The 21,475-nt window shown below is 73.6% G+C and carries 26 protein-coding genes and 1 pseudogene; 5 read left to right on the top strand and 22 right to left on the bottom strand.

All coding sequences use genetic code 11. The annotated features are described in order from the left end of the window. Positions 1–18: 18 nt before the first annotated feature. Positions 19–1,620, bottom strand: a complete 1,602-nt coding sequence (locus tag ACFU9A_RS07590; protein ID WP_430574620.1) for a bifunctional ADP-dependent NAD(P)H-hydrate dehydratase/NAD(P)H-hydrate epimerase — start codon at positions 1,618–1,620, stop codon at positions 19–21. Positions 1,621–1,677: 57 nt separating this feature from the next. Between ACFU9A_RS07590 and ACFU9A_RS07585 the strand changes: the two genes are divergently transcribed. After that, the gene (locus ACFU9A_RS07585; protein ID WP_430574619.1) at positions 1,678–2,733 is read left to right on the top strand and encodes an LLM class F420-dependent oxidoreductase; all 1,056 of its coding nucleotides are present in this window, start codon (positions 1,678–1,680) and stop codon (positions 2,731–2,733) included. Positions 2,734–2,784: 51 nt separating this feature from the next. On the opposite strand, the gene ACFU9A_RS07580 is transcribed toward ACFU9A_RS07585, so the two are convergent. Further along, positions 2,785–3,588, bottom strand: coding sequence for an aminoglycoside N(3)-acetyltransferase (locus tag ACFU9A_RS07580; protein WP_430574618.1), 804 nt, complete (start codon positions 3,586–3,588; stop codon positions 2,785–2,787). Between the two features lie 45 nt (positions 3,589–3,633). Further along, positions 3,634–3,984, bottom strand: coding sequence for a holo-ACP synthase (locus tag ACFU9A_RS07575; RefSeq protein WP_380319364.1), 351 nt, complete (start codon positions 3,982–3,984; stop codon positions 3,634–3,636). Positions 3,985–4,035: 51 nt separating this feature from the next. Between ACFU9A_RS07575 and ACFU9A_RS07570 the strand changes: the two genes are divergently transcribed. After that, entirely contained in the window at positions 4,036–4,857 is an 822-nt protein-coding gene (locus ACFU9A_RS07570; RefSeq protein WP_430574617.1) for an alpha/beta fold hydrolase, read from the top strand. A 13-nt stretch (positions 4,858–4,870) separates the two neighbouring features. On the opposite strand, the gene ACFU9A_RS07565 is transcribed toward ACFU9A_RS07570, so the two are convergent. Then, positions 4,871–5,218 carry a pyrophosphatase gene (locus ACFU9A_RS07565; RefSeq protein ID WP_430574616.1) on the bottom strand — a complete coding sequence of 116 codons (348 nt, stop codon included), beginning with the start codon at positions 5,216–5,218 and terminating at the stop codon, positions 4,871–4,873. A 159-nt stretch (positions 5,219–5,377) separates the two neighbouring features. On the opposite strand from ACFU9A_RS07565, the gene coaA reads away from it, so the two are divergent. Further along, complete coding sequence (gene coaA, locus ACFU9A_RS07560) at positions 5,378–6,337, top strand: type I pantothenate kinase (RefSeq protein ID WP_430575356.1); 960 nt, start codon at positions 5,378–5,380, stop codon at positions 6,335–6,337. A 15-nt stretch (positions 6,338–6,352) separates the two neighbouring features. On the opposite strand, the gene ACFU9A_RS07555 is transcribed toward coaA, so the two are convergent. From ACFU9A_RS07555 to ACFU9A_RS07530, 6 genes are all read right to left on the bottom strand, one after another. After that, positions 6,353–7,018 (bottom strand): DedA family protein, encoded by a 666-nt coding sequence (locus ACFU9A_RS07555; protein ID WP_430574615.1) that lies wholly within the window; start codon positions 7,016–7,018, stop codon positions 6,353–6,355. Between the two features lie 161 nt (positions 7,019–7,179). Continuing rightward, positions 7,180–7,881 carry a peptide deformylase gene (locus ACFU9A_RS07550; RefSeq protein WP_430574614.1) on the bottom strand — a complete coding sequence of 234 codons (702 nt, stop codon included), beginning with the start codon at positions 7,879–7,881 and terminating at the stop codon, positions 7,180–7,182. After that, positions 7,878–9,242 (bottom strand): phosphoglucosamine mutase, encoded by a 1,365-nt coding sequence (gene glmM, locus ACFU9A_RS07545; protein WP_430575355.1) that lies wholly within the window; start codon positions 9,240–9,242, stop codon positions 7,878–7,880. Before glmM ends, ACFU9A_RS07550 begins: the two co-directional genes overlap by 4 nt. 157 nt (positions 9,243–9,399) lie before the next feature. Beyond that, entirely contained in the window at positions 9,400–9,888 is a 489-nt protein-coding gene (gene rpsI, locus ACFU9A_RS07540) for a 30S ribosomal protein S9 (RefSeq protein WP_430574613.1), read from the bottom strand. A gap of 32 nt (positions 9,889–9,920) precedes the next feature. After that, the gene (gene rplM / locus ACFU9A_RS07535; protein ID WP_430574612.1) at positions 9,921–10,370 is read right to left on the bottom strand and encodes a 50S ribosomal protein L13; all 450 of its coding nucleotides are present in this window, start codon (positions 10,368–10,370) and stop codon (positions 9,921–9,923) included. A gap of 247 nt (positions 10,371–10,617) precedes the next feature. After that, the gene (locus tag ACFU9A_RS07530) at positions 10,618–11,199 is read right to left on the bottom strand and encodes a DUF937 domain-containing protein (protein WP_430574611.1); all 582 of its coding nucleotides are present in this window, start codon (positions 11,197–11,199) and stop codon (positions 10,618–10,620) included. Between the two features lie 137 nt (positions 11,200–11,336). Between ACFU9A_RS07530 and ACFU9A_RS07525 the strand changes: the two genes are divergently transcribed. Next, positions 11,337–11,750, top strand: a complete 414-nt coding sequence (locus ACFU9A_RS07525; protein ID WP_430574610.1) for a DUF5709 domain-containing protein — start codon at positions 11,337–11,339, stop codon at positions 11,748–11,750. Between the two features lie 34 nt (positions 11,751–11,784). Here ACFU9A_RS07525 and truA read toward each other — a convergent pair whose 3' ends face one another. Next, on the bottom strand, positions 11,785–12,681 hold the full coding sequence (gene truA / locus ACFU9A_RS07520) for a tRNA pseudouridine(38-40) synthase TruA (protein ID WP_430574609.1): 897 nt from the start codon (positions 12,679–12,681) through the stop codon (positions 11,785–11,787). A 30-nt stretch (positions 12,682–12,711) separates the two neighbouring features. Here truA and ACFU9A_RS07515 point away from each other — a divergent pair, with 30 nt between their 5' ends. Further along, positions 12,712–13,524 (top strand): ROK family protein, encoded by an 813-nt coding sequence (locus tag ACFU9A_RS07515; protein WP_430574608.1) that lies wholly within the window; start codon positions 12,712–12,714, stop codon positions 13,522–13,524. A 108-nt stretch (positions 13,525–13,632) separates the two neighbouring features. Here ACFU9A_RS07515 and ACFU9A_RS07510 read toward each other — a convergent pair. The 11 genes and pseudogenes from ACFU9A_RS07510 to rplO all read right to left on the bottom strand — a co-directional run. Beyond that, positions 13,633–14,205 (bottom strand): annotated as a pseudogene (locus ACFU9A_RS07510) (alpha/beta fold hydrolase); the annotation flags it as partial. Between the two features lie 164 nt (positions 14,206–14,369). Continuing rightward, entirely contained in the window at positions 14,370–14,891 is a 522-nt protein-coding gene (rplQ, locus tag ACFU9A_RS07505; RefSeq protein WP_430574607.1) for a 50S ribosomal protein L17, read from the bottom strand. Positions 14,892–14,967: 76 nt separating this feature from the next. After that, entirely contained in the window at positions 14,968–15,984 is a 1,017-nt protein-coding gene (locus ACFU9A_RS07500; protein ID WP_380243303.1) for a DNA-directed RNA polymerase subunit alpha, read from the bottom strand. A 162-nt stretch (positions 15,985–16,146) separates the two neighbouring features. Continuing rightward, complete coding sequence (rpsK, locus tag ACFU9A_RS07495) at positions 16,147–16,551, bottom strand: 30S ribosomal protein S11 (protein WP_380321664.1); 405 nt, start codon at positions 16,549–16,551, stop codon at positions 16,147–16,149. A gap of 74 nt (positions 16,552–16,625) precedes the next feature. After that, complete coding sequence (gene rpsM, locus ACFU9A_RS07490; RefSeq protein ID WP_380321661.1) at positions 16,626–17,000, bottom strand: 30S ribosomal protein S13; 375 nt, start codon at positions 16,998–17,000, stop codon at positions 16,626–16,628. Positions 17,001–17,194: 194 nt separating this feature from the next. Further along, entirely contained in the window at positions 17,195–17,308 is a 114-nt protein-coding gene (rpmJ, locus tag ACFU9A_RS07485) for a 50S ribosomal protein L36 (protein ID WP_009740505.1), read from the bottom strand. Positions 17,309–17,378: 70 nt separating this feature from the next. Beyond that, positions 17,379–17,600, bottom strand: a complete 222-nt coding sequence (gene infA / locus ACFU9A_RS07480; protein ID WP_012867920.1) for a translation initiation factor IF-1 — start codon at positions 17,598–17,600, stop codon at positions 17,379–17,381. A 239-nt stretch (positions 17,601–17,839) separates the two neighbouring features. Beyond that, positions 17,840–18,724, bottom strand: coding sequence for a type I methionyl aminopeptidase (gene map, locus ACFU9A_RS07475; protein WP_430574606.1), 885 nt, complete (start codon positions 18,722–18,724; stop codon positions 17,840–17,842). 13 nt (positions 18,725–18,737) lie between these two features. After that, entirely contained in the window at positions 18,738–19,295 is a 558-nt protein-coding gene (locus ACFU9A_RS07470; protein ID WP_430575354.1) for an adenylate kinase, read from the bottom strand. Positions 19,296–19,396: 101 nt separating this feature from the next. Further along, on the bottom strand, positions 19,397–20,695 hold the full coding sequence (secY, locus tag ACFU9A_RS07465; RefSeq protein WP_430574605.1) for a preprotein translocase subunit SecY: 1,299 nt from the start codon (positions 20,693–20,695) through the stop codon (positions 19,397–19,399). Between the two features lie 313 nt (positions 20,696–21,008). Beyond that, a complete protein-coding gene (rplO, locus tag ACFU9A_RS07460) occupies positions 21,009–21,473 on the bottom strand; it encodes a 50S ribosomal protein L15 (RefSeq protein WP_430574604.1) in 465 nt (154 codons plus the stop codon). Between the last annotated feature and the right edge of the window lie 2 nt (positions 21,474–21,475).

The following is a 21,475-nucleotide window of genomic DNA, read 5'->3' as shown; positions in this document are numbered from 1 at the left end:
GCCCCGCGGCGGGGCGGCTCACCGGGCGTCGAGCAGCGCCGCGACCTCGGCCGGCACGGCGTCGGCGACGTCGAGGGCGGCCACGGGGCCGCCCGGGTTGGCGCGGTGCGCGGCGCGGCCGTGCACGAGCGCCGCGGCGGCCGCCACCTCGGCCGCGAGCGCCGGGCGCTCGACCGCCTCCGTCGAGCGGGCCGCGAGCATCGCGCCCAGGACGCCGGCCAGCACGTCGCCGGCGCCCGCCGTCGCGAGCCATGCGGGCCCGTCGGCCTGCGCGTACGCCACGCCCTCCCCGACGACGACCGTCACCCCGCCCTTGAGGAGCACCGTCGCGCCCGTCAGCTCGTGGGCCAGGCGGGCCCAGCGCAGGGGCTCGGCCTCGACGTCGGGGCGGCGCACGTCCTCGCCCCGCGAGCGCAGCAGCGACGTGAGCTCGCCCGCGTGCGGCGTGAGCACGAACCACGGCGGCACCCGCTCGTCGAGCAGGCCGAGGCCGCCCGCGTCGACGACCGCGGGCACGGGCCCGCCCGCCGTCCCGGCGAGGCGGCCCGCCGCGGCCGCGAGCCCCGCCCGGCCCCGCTCGTGCTGCCCGTCGTCCTGGCCGGTGTCCTCGCCCTCGTGCGCGGCCTCCGGCCCGCCCGGCACGCCCGGCCCGACCACCCACGCCTGCACCCGCCCGGGCGCGGTGACGACCTCGGGGCGAGCGGTCAGCACCCGCCCGGCCACCGGCCCCGACCCGCGGAAGCGCACCATCCCCGCGCCCGCCCGCACCGCGGCGGTGGTCGCGAGCACCGCCGCGCCGGGGTACGTCGCCGTGCCCGCGACGACGCCGACCACGCCGCGGGTGTACTTGTGGTCCTCGGGGCCCGGCACCGGCCACGACCGCGCGACGTCGGCCGGCTCGAGGGTGCGCACCGCGGGGTCCCCCGGGAGGCTCAGGCCGAGGTCGACGACGCTCGGCTCCCCGGCGAGCGCGGCCGCCGGCGGCAGCAGCAGCCCCGGCTTGGCGGCGCCGAACGTCACGGTGCGGTCGGCCGCGAGCACCGGTCCGGCCACCGCGCCGTCGTCCACCCCGACGCCTGAGGGCACGTCGACCGCCACCACCCACGGCCGGCCCCGACCGGACGTGGCGACCGCGGCCCCGGGGCGAGCTCGCTCCTCGATCGCCCCCGAGACCGCGCTCACGAGGTCGGCGGCGAGCCCCCGCAGCGGGCCGCGGGCGCCGATGCCCACCAGGCCGTCGAGGACGGCGTCGGCCCGCGCGGCCGCCTCGGCCGCCGCGCCCAGGCCCCCGGGGGCGGCGAACAGCTCCATGAGTCTCCCGCCCGCGCGCTCCAGCGCCGCGCGGCCGCCCGTATGGAACCGCTCGGCGACCAGCACGGCGGTGACCGCCAGCCCGCGCCGCGCCAGCACCGCGCCCGCGTGCAGCGCGTCACCGCCGTTGTTCCCCGCGCCCACCAGCAGCACGACCCCCGCGCCACGCACCGGGCCACGGCGCGCCGCCACGTCCCGCACGACCTGCGTCGCCAGGGCGAACGACGCCCGCTCCATCAGGGGCACGCCCGCCGCCAGCAGCGGCTCCTCGGCGGCACGGACGGCGGACGCGGGCCACGACGGGATCATGAGACGCATCCTGCCGTTCCCGCCCTGACGTCGCAGGTGGGGCATAGGCTCGCACCCATGCGATTCGGACTCTTCATCCCGCAGGGCTGGCGCCACTCGCTCACCGACGTCCCCCCGGAACAGCACTGGGAGACGATGCTGTCTCTCCTCCACTACGCCGACAACGCCGCGGCCGGGGAGCCCCTCCCCGGCGGCCCGTGGGCCTGGGACTCCGTCTGGGTCTACGACCATTTTCACACCGTCCCGGTCCCCAGCACCGAGGCCACGCACGAGGCGTGGACGCTCATGGCGGCGTTCGCCGCCGCGTCCCAGCGGGTCAAGCTGGGGCAGATGTGCACGTGCATGTCGTACCGGAACCCGGCCTACCTGGCGAAGGTCGCCTCCACGGTGGACGCGATCTCCGGCGGCCGGGCCCATCTCGGCATCGGCGCCGGCTGGTACGAGCACGAGTGGCGCGCGTACGGCTACGGCTTCCCGCGGGCGGGCGAACGGCTGCGCGCCCTCGACGAGGGCCTCCAGATCATCACGCAGATGTGGCGCACCGGGTCGTCCGGGACGTTCGACGGCGAGACGTACCAGGTGGACGGCGCGCTCTGCTACCCGCAGCCGCTGCAGCGGCTGCCGGTGGGCGACGGCGGCGCCGAGGTGCCCAGCATCCCGGTGTGGGTCGCGGGCGGCGGCGAGAAGAAGACCCTGCGCATCGCGGCGCGGTTCGCGCAGTACACGAACTTCGACGGCACGCCCGAGGGCTTCACGCACAAGTCGTCCGTCCTCGAGCAGCACTGCCGCGACCTCGGCCGCGACTTCGGCGAGATCACCCGCTCGGCCGACTACAACGTGGTCATCGGGGAGAACCAGGCCGAGATCGACGACCGGTTCGCGTGGATCGAGTCCCACTTCGGCAAGCACGCCCCCGGCGAGCGCGGCGAGGGCGAGATCGCGAGCTGGCGCAACGGCCCGCTCGTCGGGACGCCCGAACAGATCGTGGAGAAGCTGACGGACCTCAAGGCCCGCGGCATGACGTACGCGATCACGTACTTCCCGAACGTCGCGGCCGACCGCGACCAGATCGAGCTGTTCCAGCGGCAGGTCATCCCGGCCCTGCAGGACTGACCCCGGCCGGTCCCCTGCCCGCGGCTCCGCGGGCGGGGGACCGCGTCCTTGTCAGACGGCGGGCTCGGCGACCCCGGGGCGGAGCAGCTCGTCGAACCGTCCGGTCGCGAACCGCACCAGCTCGTCGGCGTCGAACAACCGGCAGACGGCGCCACCCACGGTGAGCGTCGCGGTCGTCCCCCGCGCCTCGAACTCCGCGCCGACGACGGGGAACAGCGTGTCCAGGTCGTCCGCGACGTCCGGGGTCTCGACCCAGGCCCGCTCCCCCGCCACCAACGTCGGGAAGCGGCGCAGCTTCCGGCGGTGGTGCGGGGTGCGCCCCTCGGCGTGGTGCAGGAACGTGTTGCGGTTGTGGCCGACGCCGATCAGGAGGACCCGGCCGCCGAGCGCACGGACCGCTCCGAACGGCGACGACTCCCCGACCCCGTAGGCCAGGCTCTGGCGCGCCACGACGCGCGACGCGGCCGGGCCGTGAGCCACGACCGACACCTGGGGGTGGCTGCTGCGCAGCGTGCCCTCGCGCGCGCGGAGCTCCTCGGCGACCGCGCCCATCCGGCTGGGCGTCGCGGGGGTGAACAGGGGCACGGCGTCGCGCCTGGCCCGCACGTCCGGCGTCGGCGGCCCGGGAACCGTCGGGTCCGGGTCCGCGATCTGCGGCGTGAACGCCGGCATGACCAGCGTGCCCGAGACACCCACTGCTTCGCACAGGCTGTCGACGACGGTGGCCGCACCCCCGGCGACGGGCCCGAAGGCGGACAGGGACGCGTGCACCAGGAGCACGTCCCCGGCGCGGACACCGAGCGCGCGCCAGCCGTCGAGGATCTCGTCGTGGCGCAGGGCCCCGGATGTCGCCATGCGCCGATCGTGCCGTACGGCTCCGACACCGGCCCGCCGGCTCCGTCAGCCCTCCGCGACCACCATGGCGGAGGCGATGCCGGCGTCGTGGGAGATGGACAGGTGCCAGGCCTTCACGCCGAGCTCGTCGGCCCGCGCCTGCACGGTGCCGCGCAGCTCGACCTCCGGGGGCCCGCCGATCACGCGGTGCACGGTGGCGTCGTGCCAGTGCAGGTCGCCGGGGGCGCCCAGGGCCTTGGCGATGGCCTCCTTCGCGGCGAACCGGGCCGCGAGGGACGACGCCGGGAGGTCCCGCTCCGCCTCGGTGAAGAGCTTCTCCCGCAGGCGCGGCACCCGCTCGACGGTCGCCATGAACCGGGCGACGTCCACCACGTCGATGCCCACGCCGATGATCATGCGCACAGCCTAGGTCCGCGGCTGTCGGTGCCGTCACCTACCGTGCCCGCCATGACCGACCTCCCCGCCCCGCTCCACCACGTCGAGCGGGGCGCGGCCGCGGCGCCCGGCACGCCGACCGTGGTGCTGCTGCACGGGTTCCCCGTGGACCACCGCCTCATGCTCACGCCGTTCGAGAGCGCCTTCGCCGCCCGCCCGGGCTGGCGCCGCGTCTACCTCGACCTGCCCGGGATGGGCGCCAGCCCGCCGTCGGGGGTCGGGTCCACCGACGACGTGCTGGCCGCGGTCCGCGCCACGATCGACCGGCTCGTGCCCGGGCCCTACGTCGTGGTGGGCGAGTCGTACGGCGGCTACCTGGCGCGCGGGCTCGTGGCCGCCGACCCGGAGCGGGTCCGTGGGCTCGCGCTCGTGTGCCCGTTGGTCGTGCCGGAGCACGAGCGGCGCGACGTCCCGCCGCACCGGGTGCTGGTCCGCGACGCCGGCCTGCTGCGCGACGTCGGCGCGGCGGCCCTCGACGCGGAGGACGTCGGCGTGGTGCAGACCCCGGAGACCTGGCGCCGCACGCAGGCGGAGGTGACCCCGGGGCTGGAGGCCGCCGACCCGGAGACGGTCCGCCAGGTCGGGGCGCACTACGCCGGCACGTTCCCGGTCGAGCCGCACCCCTACGACCGGCCGGCGCTCCTGCTGCTCGGCCGGCAGGACGCCGTCACCGGCTACCGCGACGCCTGGCGGCTCCTCGAGCACTACCCGCGCGCCACGTTCGCCGTCCTGGACCGCGCCGGGCACAACCTGCAGATCGAGCAGCCGGAGCTGTTCGACGCCCTCGTCCGCGAGTGGCTCGACCGCGTCGAGGAGGCGGGCGCGGCCGGGTGACCGCGCCGCGGGCTCAGCCCGGCGGGCGGACACCCGCCTCGTCCTGCGGCTCCACCAGGTGACGCCAGCGGAACCACTTGCGCTCCACCTCCGCCTCGAGGTCGACGTCGAAACGGCGGGCGACGAGCAGCAGCTGCGCCAGCACGTCGGCGAGCTCCGCGCGGAACGCCGCGTCGACCTCGCCGTCGCCCTCGCCGCGGTCCCGCGACCGCCCCGACCGCGCGAGGTAGGCCTGCGTGAGCTCGCCGACCTCCTCGTGCAGCTTCAGCACCAGCCAGTCGTCGGTGCGCGCGACGCCGAACCTCCGCTCGTACACCCGCGAGATGATCTCGACCTCGTCGCCCAGCGCCGTGAGTTCCACGCCCCCACCCTAGGGACGAGGGCGACCGCCCCGTCGTGCCCGACACCCCGGCACGCCCGTTTCCCGCCCCGAGTTGCGGGACGAACCGGTGACTCGGGCAGAATCGTGCAGGTGGCACCGCAGTCCTCCGACACCGCACCCGGCACCGCACCGCAGCCGCTGGGCGAGCACCTGACCCGGCTCGCGCCGGCGTCCCCGTACGTCGACCTCGATCGCGCGGCGTGGAGCCGCCTCTCGGCGTCGACCCCGCTCCCGCTGACCGACGCCGACGTCGAGCGGCTGCGCGGCCTCGGCGACCCGATCGACCTGGCCGAGGTGGACGCCGTCTTCCGGCCCCTGTCCCGGCTGCTCAACCTGTACGTCGCCGCGAGCGCCGGGCTGCACCGCGCCACGTCGACGTTCCTGCACGAGGAGCCGCCGCGCACGCCGTACGTCATCGGGGTCGCGGGCTCGGTGGCGGTCGGGAAGTCGACGACGGCGCGCATCCTGCGCGAGATGATGGCGCGCTGGCCGGACACCCCGCACGTCGAGCTGGTCACCACGGACGGCTTCCTGTACCCGAACGCGGAGCTGCAGCGCCGCGGGATCATGGACCGCAAGGGCTTCCCGGAGTCGTACGACCGGCGGGCACTCATCCGGTTCCTGTCCCGCGTCAAGGCGGGGCAGGCGGAGGTGCGCGCCCCCGTGTACTCGCACGTCGTGTACGACATCGTGCCGGGCGAGGAGGTCGTGGTGCGCAAGCCCGACGTCCTCATCGTCGAGGGACTGAACGTGCTGCAGCCGGCGCGCCCGTCCGCGGTGGACGAGTCGACGGTCGCGGTGAGCGACTTCTTCGACTTCTCGATCTACGTCGACGCCCGCACGCGCAACATCCGCCAGTGGTACGTGGAGCGCTTCCTGCAGCTGCGCAAGACGGCGTTCAGCCGGCCGGAGTCGTACTTCCGGCGCTACGCGGACCTCTCGGACTCGGAGGCCACGGAGCGGGCGCTGTCCATCTGGGAGTCGATCAACGCGCCGAACCTGGAGCACAACGTGCTGCCGACGCGCGGCCGGGCCACGCTCGTGCTGACGAAGGGCTCGGACCACTCGGTGCAGCGGGTGCGGCTGCGCAAGCTCTGAGGCGGCCGCGGGGCGTCAGGCCGCGCGGCTGGTCGGCTCGGTCTCGGCGTCGTCGTCCTCGTCGGCCGGAACCGGCACGACCTTCGCGGGGCCGGCGACGCGCTGCACCACCTGGTCCACCAGGACGCCGAGCAGGATGCCGGCGACCACGCCGGCCACCATCGCGAGCAGCGGGTTGTGGCCGAGCCAGGACGCGGCCGCCAGACCGATCAGCATCGAGTAGACGCCCCACGTGACGGCGGCGATCCCGGAGTAGACCATGAACCGGCGGCGCGGATAGCCCACGGCGCCGGCGGTCATGTTGACGGCGACCCGGCCGATGGGCACGTAGCGGGCCGCGAGGATGAACGACGCGCCCCGGTGGTCGAGCGCGTGCCGCGCCCACTCGACGGACCTGCGCCCGCGCGCGGAGCGCAGGAAGGCGAAGCGCTCGGTGCCGACGGAGCGGCCGATCTGGTAGGCGATCTGGTCGCCCGTCCATGCGCCGGCGATGGCGAGCGCGAGCACGCCGGGCAGCCACGGCACGCCCTCCGTGTGCGCCAGGACGGTGAGGGTGATGACCACCGACTCGCTGGGGATCGGCGGGAAGAACCCGTCGATCGTGGCGAAGACGTACATGGCCGGGTAGATCAACGCGGACGCGCCCAGGTCGAGGATCCAGCTCTCCAGCTGACCCAGCATCGTCGACAGAGTCTCCAGCAACTGTCCCTCGGTTCGTCGGCCGGGAGGGGGGCCTCCGGCGGTCGCTCGACGCCGGACGGCGTCACAGGTCCCAGCCTAGGCAGAACCGGGGCACAGGCTGCATGGGGAATTCCCCCGGTTCCACCCTGAGCGCCGAATGTTCACCCCTGTTCCACAAGGCGCGGCTCCACCACCGGGCCGTAGCGCACGAGGTTCTCGTTCGAGGTCAGGGTCCGCAGGTGCGCGTGGTCCAGGTAGAGCTCGCCCGCGAGGTGGTCGGTCTCGTGCTGCACGATGCGCGCCGGCCAGCCCGTGAGGACCTCGTCGATCGGCGCCCCGGTCTCGTCGCGGCCGGTGAGCCGGACACGGCGGTGGCGCGCCACGACGGCCTGCCAGCCACTCACCGACAGGCAGCCCTCGTGGAAGGCCGCGCGCTCCGGCTCGCCGTCCGGGCCGGGCGCGGGCTCGTACCGCGGGTCGACGAGCACCCGGAAGGGCAGCGGCGTCCGCTCGCGCGGGTCGTCCGCCTCGGTCCCCGCGTCCTCGACGACGGCGATCGCCAGCCCGAGGCCGATCTGCGGCGCGGCGAGCCCGACGCCCGGCGCGGCGTGCATCGTGCGCCGCATCGCCTCGACGAGGCGCGGCAGCACGTCGCCGAGCTGCCCCGTGTACGGGGCGGCGACGGCACGCAGGACGGGGGCGCCGGCCTGCACGATCGGGAGGATGCCGGTGCCCGGCCCGTCCCCGGCCGCGTCGGCGCGGTCCAGCAGGTCGACGACGGCGGCGCGCAGCGCCTCGTCGGCCGGCCCGCCATGGCCGGGGTTGGCCGGGCCGGTCACGTCGTCGGTCACCGGGTCGGTCACAGCGCCAGGCGGTCGCGCACGACGGCGGCGAGCGTGTTCGCCACGCCGTCGGCCTGCGTCTGGCTGGCGGCCTCGACCATCACCCGCACGAGCGGCTCGGTGCCGGACGGGCGCAGCAGCACGCGGCCGGTGTCGCCGAGCTGCGCCTCGGCGCGCTCGACGGCGGCGCGCACGCCCTCGTCCTCGCCCGCGCGCGCCTTGTCCACGCCCTTGACGTTGACGAGGGTCTGCGGGAGGCGCGGGACGTCGCCGGCGAGGTCGGCCAGGCGGCGCCCGCTCGACTTCACACGGGCGGCCAGGTACAGGGCGGTGAGCACGCCGTCGCCGGTCGTGGCGTGGTCGGCCAGGATGATGTGGCCCGACTGCTCGCCGCCGAGGCCGTAGCCGTGCGCGCGCATCTCCTCGAGCACGTACCGGTCGCCCACGCCCGTCTGGATCGTGGCGATGCCGGCCTCGCGCATCGCGAGCAGCAGGCCCAGGTTGCTCATCACCGTGACGACGAGGGTGTCCGAGGGCAGCCGCCCCTCCTCCTTGAGCGCACGGGCGAGGATGCCGAGGATCTGGTCCCCGTCGACGAGCACACCGCCGTGGTCGACGGCGAGGCAGCGGTCCGCGTCGCCGTCGAACGCGACGCCGAAGTCGGCCTCCGCCGCCACGACGACCGCCTGCAGCTGCTCGGGGTGCGTGGAGCCGGCCTTCTCGTTGATGTTGCGGCCGTCGGGGCTGGCGTTGATGACGACGACGTCGGCGCCGGCCTCGCGCAGCGCCTCCGGGCCCACCTGGCTGGCGGCGCCGTTGGCCGCGTCGACGGCGATGCGCAGGCCCTCCAGGGGCCGCACGTCAGGCGTCGTGCCGATGCTGGCCACGAGGTGCTCCACGTACTGCTGCGCGGCGATCCCGGTGTCGGAGCGCATGCGCCCGACGTCGGCGCCGGTGGGGCGGTCCCACTCCTGGCCGAGGCGCGCCTCGATCTCGTCCTCGACGTGGTCGGCCAGCTTGTAGCCGCCGCGGGCGAAGAACTTGATGCCGTTGTCGGGCATCGCGTTGTGCGACGCGGAGATCATCACGCCGAGGTCCATGTCCATCGCACCGACGAGGTGCGCGAGGGCCGGCGTGGGCAGCACGCCCAGGTTGACCACGTCCACTCCGGAGCTGGCGAGCCCGGCGCTCACGGCGGCCGACAGGAACTCGCCGGACGCGCGGGGGTCACGACCCACCACGGCGCGCGGGCGGTGCCCCGCGAAGTCCCCGGACGTGCCGAGGACGTGCGCCGCCGCGCTCCCGAGCCCGAGGGCCAGGTCGGCGGTGACGTCCCTGTTGGCGAGGCCACGGACCCCGTCGGTGCCGAACAGTCGCACGATGTCTCCTCCTCCGGGCGCGGCGGGAGCTCCGCTCTGGCGCCCACGACGTCCACGGTCGGACGCCGCACCGATCGTAGCCGGACGTGCGGACGGCCCCGCCGGAGACTTCCGACGGGGCCGTCCTTGCGCTGACGCTCCTGTCGACAGGAGCGCTCGATCAGCGCTTCGAGTACTGAGGCGCCTTGCGGGCCTTCTTGAGACCGGCCTTCTTGGACTCGACCGCACGCGGGTCACGCGTGAGGTAGCCGGCCTTCTTCAGCGCGGGGCGGTTCGCCTCGGAGTCGATCGCGTTGAGCGCGCGGGCGATGCCCAGGCGCACCGCACCGGCCTGGCCCGAGGGGCCACCACCGGAGATGCGGACGATGACGTCGAAGCGGCCCTCGACCTCGACCAGCTTCAGCGGCGAGTTGACGAGCTGCTGGTGCACCTTGTTCGGGAAGTAGTCCTCGAGGGTGCGACCGTTGATCTTCCACGTCCCGGTGCCGGGGACGAGGCGCACGCGCGCCACGGCCTCCTTGCGGCGACCGACGGCCGCGCCGGGAGCGGTGATGGACTGGCCGCCGTCCGCGACGGGCGCGGCGGACTCAGAGGTGTAGGTGCTGGGCGTGTTCTCGTCCAGCTCGGTGTCGACGGTGGTCTCGGCCACTGTGAATCCTTCGCTTTGCATCCGGCAGCGGCTCAGGCCTGCTGCGAAACCTGGGTGATCTCGAACGGCTTGGGCTGCTGCGCCGCGTGCGGGTGCTCCGCGCCGCGGTAGACCTTCAGCTTGCCCAGCTGGTCGCGACCGAGGGTGGTCTTGGGGAGCATGCCGCGCACGGCCTTCTCCACGGCCCGCTCGGGGTTCTTCTCGAGGAGCTCGCCGTAGGCCACGGAGCGCAGACCGCCCGGGTAGCCGGAGTGGCGGTAGGCCAGCTTGGTCTCCCGCTTGTTGCCGCTCAGGGCGACCTTGTCCGCGTTGATGATGATGACGAAGTCACCGCCGTCGACGTGCGGGGCGAAGGTCGGCTTGTGCTTCCCGCGCAGGAGAGTGGCGACCTGGCTCGCGAGGCGGCCGAGGACGACGTCGGTCGCGTCGACGACGTACCAGTCGCGCTGGACGTCGCCGGGCTTGGGGGTGTACGTACGCACGGTTGCGTCACCTTTTCGTGTTCGGTGTCGTCGGGCGAGAAGCGGCGCCCGAAGAGTCAGGTTGTTGTGCGCGGGTGCTCCGGGTGGCGTCCTGGCCGGGGCATCGTCGGTGCGAGTGGGCGCGCTGACGACGCGGGACGCCGGAGGCATAGCACAACGACGAGCCAGTTTAGCGGCCGTCCGGTACACGGGTCAAAGCGAGCCCCGTCACGCCGGCGCGGGGCCGCGCGCGGGGCCGCGAGCCGGGTCAGCGGCGGCCGCCACCCAGCAGCCCGCCCAGGCTGCCCAGCACCCCGCCGACGTCGAGCCCCCCGCCGGACGAGGCGCCCGACCCGCCGCCGCCGAGCAGCCCGCCGAGCAGGTCCCCGAGGCCGCCCGCCGCCGGGGTCTCGGCCCCGGACCCGGCGGAGCCGTCCGCCTGACCGCCTGCGCCGAGCTTCTTGGACAGGAACGACAGCGCGAGCGGCGCGAGGATCGGGAGCAGCTTCTGCAGCACCCCCGGGTCCGTGCCCGCGGCCCCCGACACCTGCGCCACGACCTGGTCCTTGTGCGCGCCGAACACGTGGTCGACGATCTTCGCGCCGTCGGCGGTGTCGACCTGGGCGACGTCGACCCCGCCCTCCACCAGGCCGGGGTCGTGCCGGCTCAGGGCGCCGGCGAGCGACCGAGCGCCCGCGGGGTCGTCCGCGTTCGCCTTCAGCCCGCCGAACAGCGCGGGCAGCGCGCCCCCGACGGCTCGCCGGGCATGGTCGGCGTCGACGCCGAGCTCTCCGGCGATCTGGTCGATCGGGAGCTCGGAGAGCAGGTCGTCGATGGATGCACCGGCCATGGTGGGCTCCTCAGTCGTGCCGCGCCCGGCGGGCGCACCTGCGAGCCACGCTAGCGGCCGCCGGAGGCCCTGCAACCGGGTGCCCGCCGGGCCCCGCCCTCGTTGCAGGGGCGCCGTTCCGGGTGCACCGTGGTGGCATGACCGACGCGACACCCGGCACGGCCCCGGACCCCGAGACGGGGGCCGAGGGCGACGAGGACCAGCTCCCCCGCGAGGACACCCTCGGGGACCCCGACCTGGACGACGTCCTGGACGAGGGGTACTCGCCCCTGGAGCGCTCCAGGTCGAACCACTGGGGCGAGACGGCCTGGGAGGAGTCCGCCGGCGAGCCGCTGGACCAGCGCCTGGCCGAGGAGCAGCCGGACTACTGGGAGCTCGACCCGCTCGACCGCCCGGACACCACCCGCGCCGGCCGCCTCACCGAGGACCGCGACGCCGACCCGGGCGAGGACGGTGGCCGCGACAACGACCTCTACGGCGAGGACGCCGGCATCGACGGCGCCGGGGCCAGCGCCGAGGAGGCCGCCGTGCACTGGGTCGAGGAGCCCTGAGCGTCCCCGACCGACCCTCGCCGGGCCCGCGACGTCAGTCGACCTCGCCCGGGTCCCGCCTGGCCCGCACGCGCTCGGCCCGGGCGGCGAGCTCGTCGTCGTCCGGGTAGGCGACGCGCTCCAGCACGAGCCCGCGCGCCGCGACGACGCCGGCGGCGGCGGACCTCGACCGGCCCGCCAGCACCGCGGCGGGGTCGTCCGGCGAGCGGCGCCCCTCCCCCACCGCCAGCGACATGCCGACCAGGGCCCGCACCATCGAGTGGCAGAACGCGTCCGCCTGCACCGTCGCCACGGCCAGCCCCGCGTCCGGGCCGCCGGTCGGCCGGTCCCACGACAGCTCGGTGAGCTCGCGGATGGTCGTCGCGCCCTCACGGGGCTTGCAGAAGGACGCGAAGTCGTGCAGCCCGACGAGCGGCTGCATCGCCCGGTGCATCGCCTCGACGTCCAGGGGCCGCCGGTTCCACAGCACCCAGTCCCGGCGCAGCGGGTCGCGCAGGGCCGGGCGGTCGGCCACGCGGTAGGCGTAGCGGCGGTGCAGCGCGGAGAAGCGCGCGTCGAAGCCGTCGGGCGCAGGGGCGGCACCGTGCACGACGACGTCGGGCGGCAGGACGCCCGCGAGGCGGTCCGCGAGGGCCACGCCCGGCTCCCGGTCGGAACGGCCCGGCATGGCCTCCCACCGCTCGCGCGGGAGGTCGACGTGCGCGACCTGGCCCCGCGCGTGCACGCCGGCGTCCGTCCGGCCCGCGACGGTCAGCCGCGGCCGGGGCAGGCCGAGCGGCTCCGTCCGCAGGATGGTCGCGAGGGCGTCCTCGAGCGTCCCCTGCACGGTGCGCAGGCGCGGCTGGGTGGCCCAGCCGGCGAAACGGGTGCCGTCGTAGGCGAGGTCGAGGCGCACCCGGAGGGTGTCGGCAGGAGGTGTCGGCGTGCTCACCGACCCATTGTGGCCGGATGATGTCCCGTGATGGTCGACTCAGGCGCCACGGCGCACACCCCCGGTCCCCGGCCCGACGGCACCCCCGCCGACGTGCTCACCCTCGCCGTCGACTGCGGTGGCGGTGGCATCAAGGCCGCCGTGCTCGACTCCGCGGGCACGGCGCACGCCACCCCGGTCCGCGTGCCGACGCCCTACCCGCTGCCCCCGCAGCTGCTCCTGGAGACCGTGGCGGACATCGCCGGGCGGCTGCCCACGGCGCACCGGGCGACGCTCGGGATGCCGGGCATGATCCGCCACGGCGTCGTCGTGCACACGCCGCACTACATCACCCGGTCCGGCCCCCGGTCGCGGGTGCTGCCCGAGCTCGTGGAGGCCTGGGCCAGCTTCGACGTCCGCGGCGCCCTCGCGCGCCGCCTCGGCATGCCCGCCCTGGTGCTCAACGACGCGGAGGTGCACGGCGCCGGCGTCGTCGCGGGGTCGGGTATGGAGCTCGTGCTCACGCTCGGCACCGGGCTCGGCTCCGCGCTGTTCGACGGCGGCCGCCTCGCCCCGCACCTCGAGTGGTCGCACGCGCCGTTCCGCCGCGGGGCGACGTACGACCAGTACATCGGCGAGCCGGAGCGCCGACGCCTCGGCGACGGCCTGTGGTCGCGCCGGGTGGTCGCGATGGTCGACGGGCTACGACCGGTCTTCCGCTGGGACCGGCTCTACCTCGGCGGCGGCAACTCGCGCCGGATCACGCCCGCCGCTCTCGACCGCCTCGGCGACGACGTCGTCGTCGTGCCGAACTCCGCGGCTCTGGTCGGCGGCGCGCGGGCCTGGGACCTGCCGCTCGCCTGAGGACCGGCCGCCCCGCGCGAGCGCCGCGGCCGCCTCGAGCACCACCCGGGAGAAGGCCACGGGCGCGTCGAGGCTCACGAGGTGCCGGGCGTGCGGCACGACGACCAGGCGCGCGGGCGCCCCGCCCGCGCGGGCGGCCGCCACGAACGCCCGCTCCTGGGTCCGGAAGTGGTCGTACCGGCCGTTGACGATCCACACCGGGCTGTCCGCCGCGGCCAGCGCCCCGAGCGCGTCGGCGGGCGCCAGCTCCCGCAGCACGTCGCTCATGACCTCCAGCGCGAAGCCGCCCGCACCCATGTCCTGCGCGCTCGCCTCGTCGAGCGCGAGGCGGACGAGGGACGCGTTGAGGCCCTCGCCGGAGTCGGGCCAGCCCTCGATCCACCGGGCCACGGACAGCCACGCCGGGCGCACCTGCGACGTGGTGGCCGTGCTGCACGACGCGGCCACGAGGCCGGCGCTCTGCGCGGGGTGCCGCGCGCGGTGCTCGATGGCGACGTACCCGCCGAGGGACAGCCCGACGACGAGCGCCCGCCCCCCGGCCGCGTCGACGGCGTCGCGCACGGCGTCCACCGCGCCGTCGAGCGTGAACCGCTCGCCGCGGCGGGCGCCGTGCCCGGGGAGGTCGATCGCCGCCGCCGGGACGCCCGCGGCGGCGAGGGCCTCGAGCTGGCGTCGCCACATCGTGCGCGACGTCCGCGATCCGTGGACGAGGACGACGGGCACGCCGGCTGCTCCCATGACCCCCACGGTAGCCACGGGGCTCGGCCCGGGGACGACGGAGCCCCGCACCACCCGGGGGTGGAGCGGGGCTGCGTCGTGCTCTCGTCAGAGCTCAGGCGCCAGGATCAGGCGTCCTTCGACTCCTCGGCGGGGGCCTCGGTGGCCTCGGCGGGGGCCTCGGTCGCCTCGACGGCGGCCTCGTCCTCGACCTTGGCGGGCTTCTCGTCGGCCTTGGCAGCCTTCTCGGCGGCCTTCGTGGCCTCCTTGACGACGGCCTGCTTCGGGCTCACGGGCTCGGTGACGAGCTCGATGACCGCCATGGGCGCGTTGTCGCCCTTGCGGTTGCCGATCTTGGTGATGCGCGTGTAGCCACCGTTGCGCTCGGCCATGGCCGGGGCGATCTCGGTGAACAGCGTGTGCACCACGGACTTGTCGCGGACTACGGTCAGCACCCGACGACGAGCGTGCAGGTCACCGCGCTTGGCGAAGGTAATGAGGCGCTCGGCCAGGGGGCGCAGGCGCTTCGCCTTCGTCTCCGTGGTGGTGATGCGGCCGTGCTCGAAGAGCGACGTCGACAGGTTCGCGAGGATCAGTCGCTCGTGAGCCGGGCTGCCACCGAGCCGCGGACCCTTGGTGGGGGTAGGCATTTCTGGTTCTCCTTGAGGGTGGTTCCGCGCCGCGCGGCCCGGTCAGGTCGAGCGGGCTGCTGCGGGCGCGGAGACGTCAGTACGACTGCTCGTCGGTGTACGTGGCCTCGTCGTCCCCACCGCTGAAGTACGCGGCGCTGGACGGGTCGAAGTCGAGCGGCGAGTCCTTCAGCGAGAGGCCCAGCTCGGCGAGCTTCTCCTTGACCTCGTTGATGGACTTCGCACCGAAGTTACGGATGTCGAGCAGGTCTGCCTCGCTGCGCGCCACGAGCTCACCCACCTGGTGGATGCCCTCGCGCTTGAGGCAGTTGTACGAGCGGATCGTGAGGTTGAGCTCCTCGATCGGCAGCGCCAGGTCCGCGGCCAGCGCGGAGTCCGTCGGCGACGGGCCGATCTCGATGCCCTCGGCCTCGACGTTCAGCTCGCGGGCGAGGCCGAAGAGCTCGACGAGCGTCTTGCCGGCCGAGGCGAGCGCGTCGCGCGGGGCGATCGCGGCCTTCGTCTCGACGTCGACGATCAGCTTGTCGAAGTCCGTGCGCTGCTCGACACGGGTGGCCTCGACCTTGTACGTGACCTTGAGGACCGGCGAGTAGATCGAGTCGACGGGGATCCGACCGATCTCGGCCTCGTCGTTCTTGTTCTGCGCCGCGGACACGTAGCCACGGCCGCGCTCGACGGTGAGCTCGATCTCGAGCTTGCCCTTGTCGTTCAGCGTGGCGACGTGCAGGTCCGGGTTGTGCACCTCGACGCCCGCCGGCGGCACGATGTCCGCGGCGGTGACCACGCCCGCACCCGTCTTGCGCAGGTACATCACGACGGGCTCGTCGTTCTCCGAGGAGACGACGAGGTTCTTGATGTTGAGGATGATCTCGGTGACGTCCTCCTTCACACCCGGCACGGTGGAGAACTCGTGGAGCACTCCGTCGATGCGGATGGAGGTGACGGCCGCGCCCGGGATGGACGACAGGAGGGTCCGGCGCAGGGAGTTGCCGAGCGTGTAGCCGAAGCCAGGCTCGAGCGGCTCGATGGAGAAGCGCGAACGGTACTCCGAGATGACCTCTTCGGTCAGGGAGGGGCGCTGTGCGATCAGCACGGTCAGGTCCTTTCAGTGTGCGTCCGCCATATGACGCATCACGGATCCGCGAGAGCTCGCGGCCCCGGGGCGGGACTCGGTCCACCCGCCCGGGCAGGCTGCGGCGCCGTGCGGGGCCCGGGGCCGATCACTCGGCCCCGGGCCTCGACGACGTCGGGAAAGTCAGACGCGGCGACGCTTCGGGGGGCGGCAGCCGTTGTGCGCCTGAGGCGTCACGTCCTGGATCGAACCGACCTCGAGGCCGGTCGCCTGCAGGGAGCGGATCGCGGTCTCACGACCGGAACCCGGGCCCTTGACGAAGACGTCGACCTTCTTGACACCGTGCTCCTGGGCGCGGCGGGCGGCCGACTCGGCGGCGAGCTGCGCGGCGTACGGCGTGGACTTGCGGGAGCCCTTGAAGCCGACGTGGCCGGCGGACGCCCACGAGATCACGGCGCCCGACGGGTCGGTGATCGAGACGATCGTGTTGTTGAAGGTGCTCTTGATGTGCGCCTGGCCGAGCGGGACGTTCTTCTTGTCCTTGCGGCGCGGCTTGCGCGCGGCCGTGGCACGAGTCTTGGGAGGCATGTGTTCTCTGATCTCCTGGTCTGATCGGACCGGGGCGGTTCAGCTCGGGGAGCCGACCGCACCACGGACTGCTATCAGCGGGCCTTCTTCTTGCCCGCCACGGTGCGCTTCGGACCCTTGCGGGTACGCGCGTTGGTCTTGGTGCGCTGACCGCGCACCGGGAGGCCGCGGCGGTGGCGCAGGCCCTGGTAGGTGCCGATCTCGACCTTGCGGCGGATGTCGGCGGCGACCTCGCGACGCAGGTCACCCTCGAGCTGGAAGTTGCCCTCCAGGTAGTCGCGCAGGGCGACGAGCTGGTCGTCGCCGAGGTCCTTGACCCGCAGGTCCGGGTTGATCCCGGTCGCGGCCAGCGTCTGCTGGGCGCGGGTACGGCCGACGCCGTAGATGTAGGTGAGCGCAACCTCGAGCCGCTTCTCGCGGGGGAGGTCAACGCCGATCAGACGTGCCATGTGCCTTCCGGCTCCTGTACTTCGTCCAGAGGTCTGCCGCACCGCCCTCCCGCGAAGACCGCGGGCCCCGGCCCCTGGACCGGAGGTTCCTCTCGACGTGCCCCGCGAGGGGCGCCGCTCCGGAAGAGCGGGGTCGAGGTTCGTGGTGGTGCGCTTCGGCTGACGGCGAGCGCGCCGTCAGCGGGTGGCTGCGATCAGCCCTGGCGCTGCTTGTGGCGCAGGTTCTCGCAGATCACCATGACGCGACCGTGCCGGCGGATCACCTTGCACTTGTCGCAGATCTTCTTGACGCTCGGCTTGACCTTCATCAGTGTTCCTCCGCCGCCGCACGCGCGCCGGCAGGTGCCGGCGCCCCGACGGCGCTCGATGGGGTGGTGGTTACTTGTAGCGGTAGACGATCCGACCGCGGGACAGGTCGTACGGGCTGAGCTCGACCACGACACGGTCCTCCGGGAGGATCCGGATGTAGTGCTGACGCATCTTGCCCGAGATGTGTGCGAGGACCTTGTGGCCGTTCGCAAGCTCCACACGGAACATCGCGTTCGGCAGGGCCTCGACCACGCTGCCCTCGATCTCGATGACGCCGTCCTTCTTTGCCATGTCCTCCGCTAACTCTCGTCTGGCCCCGGGCGCCCGTCAGCAGCGTGACGGAGGTCCGGATGTCGTGCGTGCCGCCTGCTCACCCTCGTCCCGACCGACCGGCGCTCACGCCGGTGCGGTGCTGGTCTGCAGCGCCAGTGTGAGGGGCTGCATCGAGGAACTGCCGAACGGACTACACCCGACAGAACATCGTACCTGATCGCACCAGGAGCTGCGAACGCGGTCCCGAGGGTGGTGCGTCACACCTCGAGGCTCACGGGCTCGACCTCGAACGGCGCGAGGCCGGCGCGGCCCCCGTCGACCGCGGTCAGCACGCTGATGCCGTCCTCGAGCACGGCGACGGTGTGCTCCCAGTGCGCGGCCCGCGACCCGTCCTCGGTCACGACCGTCCAGTCGTCCTCGAGCACCCGCGTCGCCCCGCTCCCCCGCGTCACCATCGGCTCCACCGCCAGGCACATGCCCGGGCGGAGCCGCGGCCCGCGGTCCGAGGTACGGAAGTTCACGATGTCCGGCGGCTGGTGCATCGCGGTGCCGATGCCGTGCCCGACGTAGTCCTCGACGATGCCGTACTCGACGCCCGAGGCCCCGCCCGCCAGCTCCACGGCGATCTCGACCGCGGTCCCGACGTCGTTGAGCTTCTTGCCGCCCGCGAGCGCGGCGATCCCGGCCCACATCGCGGCCCGCGTGGCGCGGACCAGGTCGAGGTCGGCGGCGTCGACGCCGGGGGCGTCCGCCGGCTCGTCGACGTCGAGGGCGCCGTCCGGGCCGAGCACGATGCTCAGCGCGGAGTCGCCGTGCCAGCCCTCGACGATCGCGCCGCAGTCGAGCGAGACGACGTCACCGACCTCGAGGACGCGCGCACCCGGGATGCCGTGGATGACCTCGTCGCCGACGGACACGCAGATCGTCGCCGGGTAGCCCTGGTAGCCGAGGAACGAGGGCGTGGCCCCCGCGTCGGCGATGGCGCGCGCGGCGACCTCGTCGAGGTCGGCCGTCGTCATGCCGGGCCGGGCGGCCGCGCGCACGGCGTCCAGCGCCGACGCGACGACCAGGCCGGCGCGCCGCATGACGCGCACCTGCTCGAGCGTCTTGAGCTCGACGCGCTCGCGCGAACCGAAGATCATGGCGTGCGCGACCTCAGCCGAGCTCTGCGGCCAGCGCCTGGACGATGCGCTCGGTGACCTCGGAGACCTCGCCGATGCCGTCCACCTGGGCCAGCAGGCCGCGCTCCGAGTACGCCGCCGTGAGCGGCGCCGTCTGCTCGTCGTAGATGTCGAGGCGACGGGCGATCGCGTCCGGGGTGTCGTCGTCGCGGCCCTCGATCTCGGCGCGCTTGGCGATGCGGGACAGCAGCTCCTCGCGCGCGGCGGTGAGCTCGATGACGCCGTCGAGCTCCCAGCCCAGGTCGCCGAGGATCGCGTCGAGCGCCTCGACCTGGTGCGCGTTGCGCGGGTAGCCGTCGAGCAGGAACCCGACCTTCACGTCGTCCTCGCCGAGGCGGGAGCGGACCATCTGGTCCGTGACCTCGTCCGGGACCAGGTCGCCCTTGGCGCTGTACTCCTGCGCGAGCTTGCCCAGGTCCGTGCCGCCCTTGATGTTGGCGCGGAAGATGTCGCCCGTCGAGATGGCGGGGATGCCGAACAGCTCGGCGAGGCGCGCGGCCTGCGTGCCCTTGCCCGCGCCCTGCGGCCCCATGATCACCAGGCGTGTCACCCGCGCCTCGGCGCTGGGGGCGCCGTGGAGCTCGCGGCGGGTGGTCGGCGTCGCACCGGTGGTGCCGCCTTCGTTCGTCTCGGTCAACGGAGGAACCCTTCGTAATGGCGCTGCTGGAGCTGGGAGTCGATCTGCTTCACGGTCTCGAGGCCGACACCGACGATGATCAGGATCGAGGTACCGCCGAACGGAATGTTCGTGGTGACCCCCAGCACGACGAGCACGATCGTGGGGATGAGCGCCACGATCGCGAGGTAGATCGAGCCCGCGGACGTGATGCGCGTGATCACGTAGTCCAGGTACTCGGCCGTGGGCCGGCCCGCGCGGATGCCCGGGATGAAGCCGCCGTACTTCTTCATGTTGTCCGCGACCTCGTCCGGGTTGAACGTGATCGACGTGTAGAAGAACGCGAAGAAGATGACCATCAGCACGTACAGCACGATGTACAGCGGGTCGGACTGCTGGACCAGGTTGTTGGAGATCCACACCACCCAGCCCGCGGACTGGTCACCGAACTGCGCGAGCAGGCCGGGGATCGCGAGGATCGACGCCGCGAAGATGACCGGGATGACGCCGGCCATGTTGATCTTGATCGGGATGTAGGTGCTGGTGCCGCCGTACATGCGGCGACCCACCATCCGCTTCGCGTACTGCACCGGGATGCGGCGCTGCGACTGCTCGACGAACACGACGAGGCCGACCACGATCACGATCACCGCGATCATCACGATGAAGTTCAGCGGGCCGTTCGAGCCACCGGCGATCGACCACAGGGCGGACGGGAAGTTCGCCGCGATCGACGTGAAGATGAGCAGCGACATGCCGTTGCCGACGCCGCGCTCGGTGATCATCTCGCCGAGCCACATGACCAGGCCGGTACCGGCCGTCATGGTGATGACCATGAGCGTGGCCGTCATGAAGCTGTCGTCGGCGATGACGTCGACGTTGCAGCCCGGGAACAGCATCCCCGTGCGGGCGGTGGTGATGATCGTGGTCGACTGCAGGATCGCGAGGGCGATCGTCAGGTAGCGCGTGTACTGCGTGAGCTTCGACTGCCCCGACTGGCCCTCCTTGTGCAGGGCCTCGAAGCGAGGGATGACCACCCGCAGCAGCTGCACGATGATGCTCGCGGTGATGTACGGCATGATGCCGAGCGCGAAGATCGAGAGCTGCAGCAGGGCTCCGCCGCTGAAGACGTTGACGAGCCCGAGCAGCGACGTGCTGCCCTCGAGGGCCGCGACGCACTGCTGCACGTTGCCGTAGTCGACACCGGGTGTGGGCACGAGGGACCCCACCCGGAAGAGCGCCATGATCGCGATCGTGAACAGCAGCTTGCGCCGCAGGTCCGGTGTCCGGAAAGCCCGGCCGAATGCGCTGAGCACCTATCCTCCTGGCCCGCCGCGGCGGGTTGTCGTGTCGCCGGGGACCGGCGAGGTGTGGCGCGAGCACCCGACGCCGCGGCCCGGGGGCCACGTCGCCGTCACGCCGACTCGGTCATGGTCCGGCCGGGGAGACCCCGACCTCGTCGCCACCCGCCCGAAGAAGCGGGTGCGCAGCGCGGACCGTGACGGATTCTACGTGCCCGGGACGAGTGAGCCAGACCACACGCCATATACCGGCGGCCTGACGGCCGGTGCACGCCGAGAGCACACAGGGCCGGCAGCGCATGTGCGCCGCCGGCCCTGTGAGCGGATGTCAGTCCTCGGAGACCGTGCCGCCGGCCGCCAGGATCTTGTCCTTGGCGGAGCCGGAGACGCGGTCGACCGTGACGTCCAGCTTGACGGTGATCTCGCCCGTGCCGAGCACCTTCACCGGCTGACCCTTGCGGACAGCGCCCTTGGCGACGAGGCCCTCGACGGTGACGGAGCCACCCTCGGGGTACAGCGCGGCGAGCTTGTCCAGGTTGACGACCTGGTACTCAACGCGGAACGGGTTCTTGAACCCACGGAGCTTCGGGAGGCGCATGTGCAGAGGCATCTGCCCGCCCTCGAAGCGCGTGGGGACCTGGTAGCGAGCCTTCGTACCCTTGGTACCGCGACCCGCCGTCTTACCCTTCGACGCCTCACCGCGACCCACACGGGTCTTCGCGGTCTTGGCGCCGTCGGCCGGACGCAGGTGGTGGACCTTGAGCGGCTGCACCTTCTCGGTGTTGTCGGCCATGA

This window comes from Isoptericola sp. NPDC057653, from assembly GCF_042799955.1.
Classification (GTDB): Bacteria; Actinomycetota; Actinomycetes; order Actinomycetales; family Cellulomonadaceae; genus Isoptericola.
The sequence above is the reverse complement of the archived record's forward strand: the minus strand, read 5'-3'. Positions and strand labels throughout refer to the sequence as shown.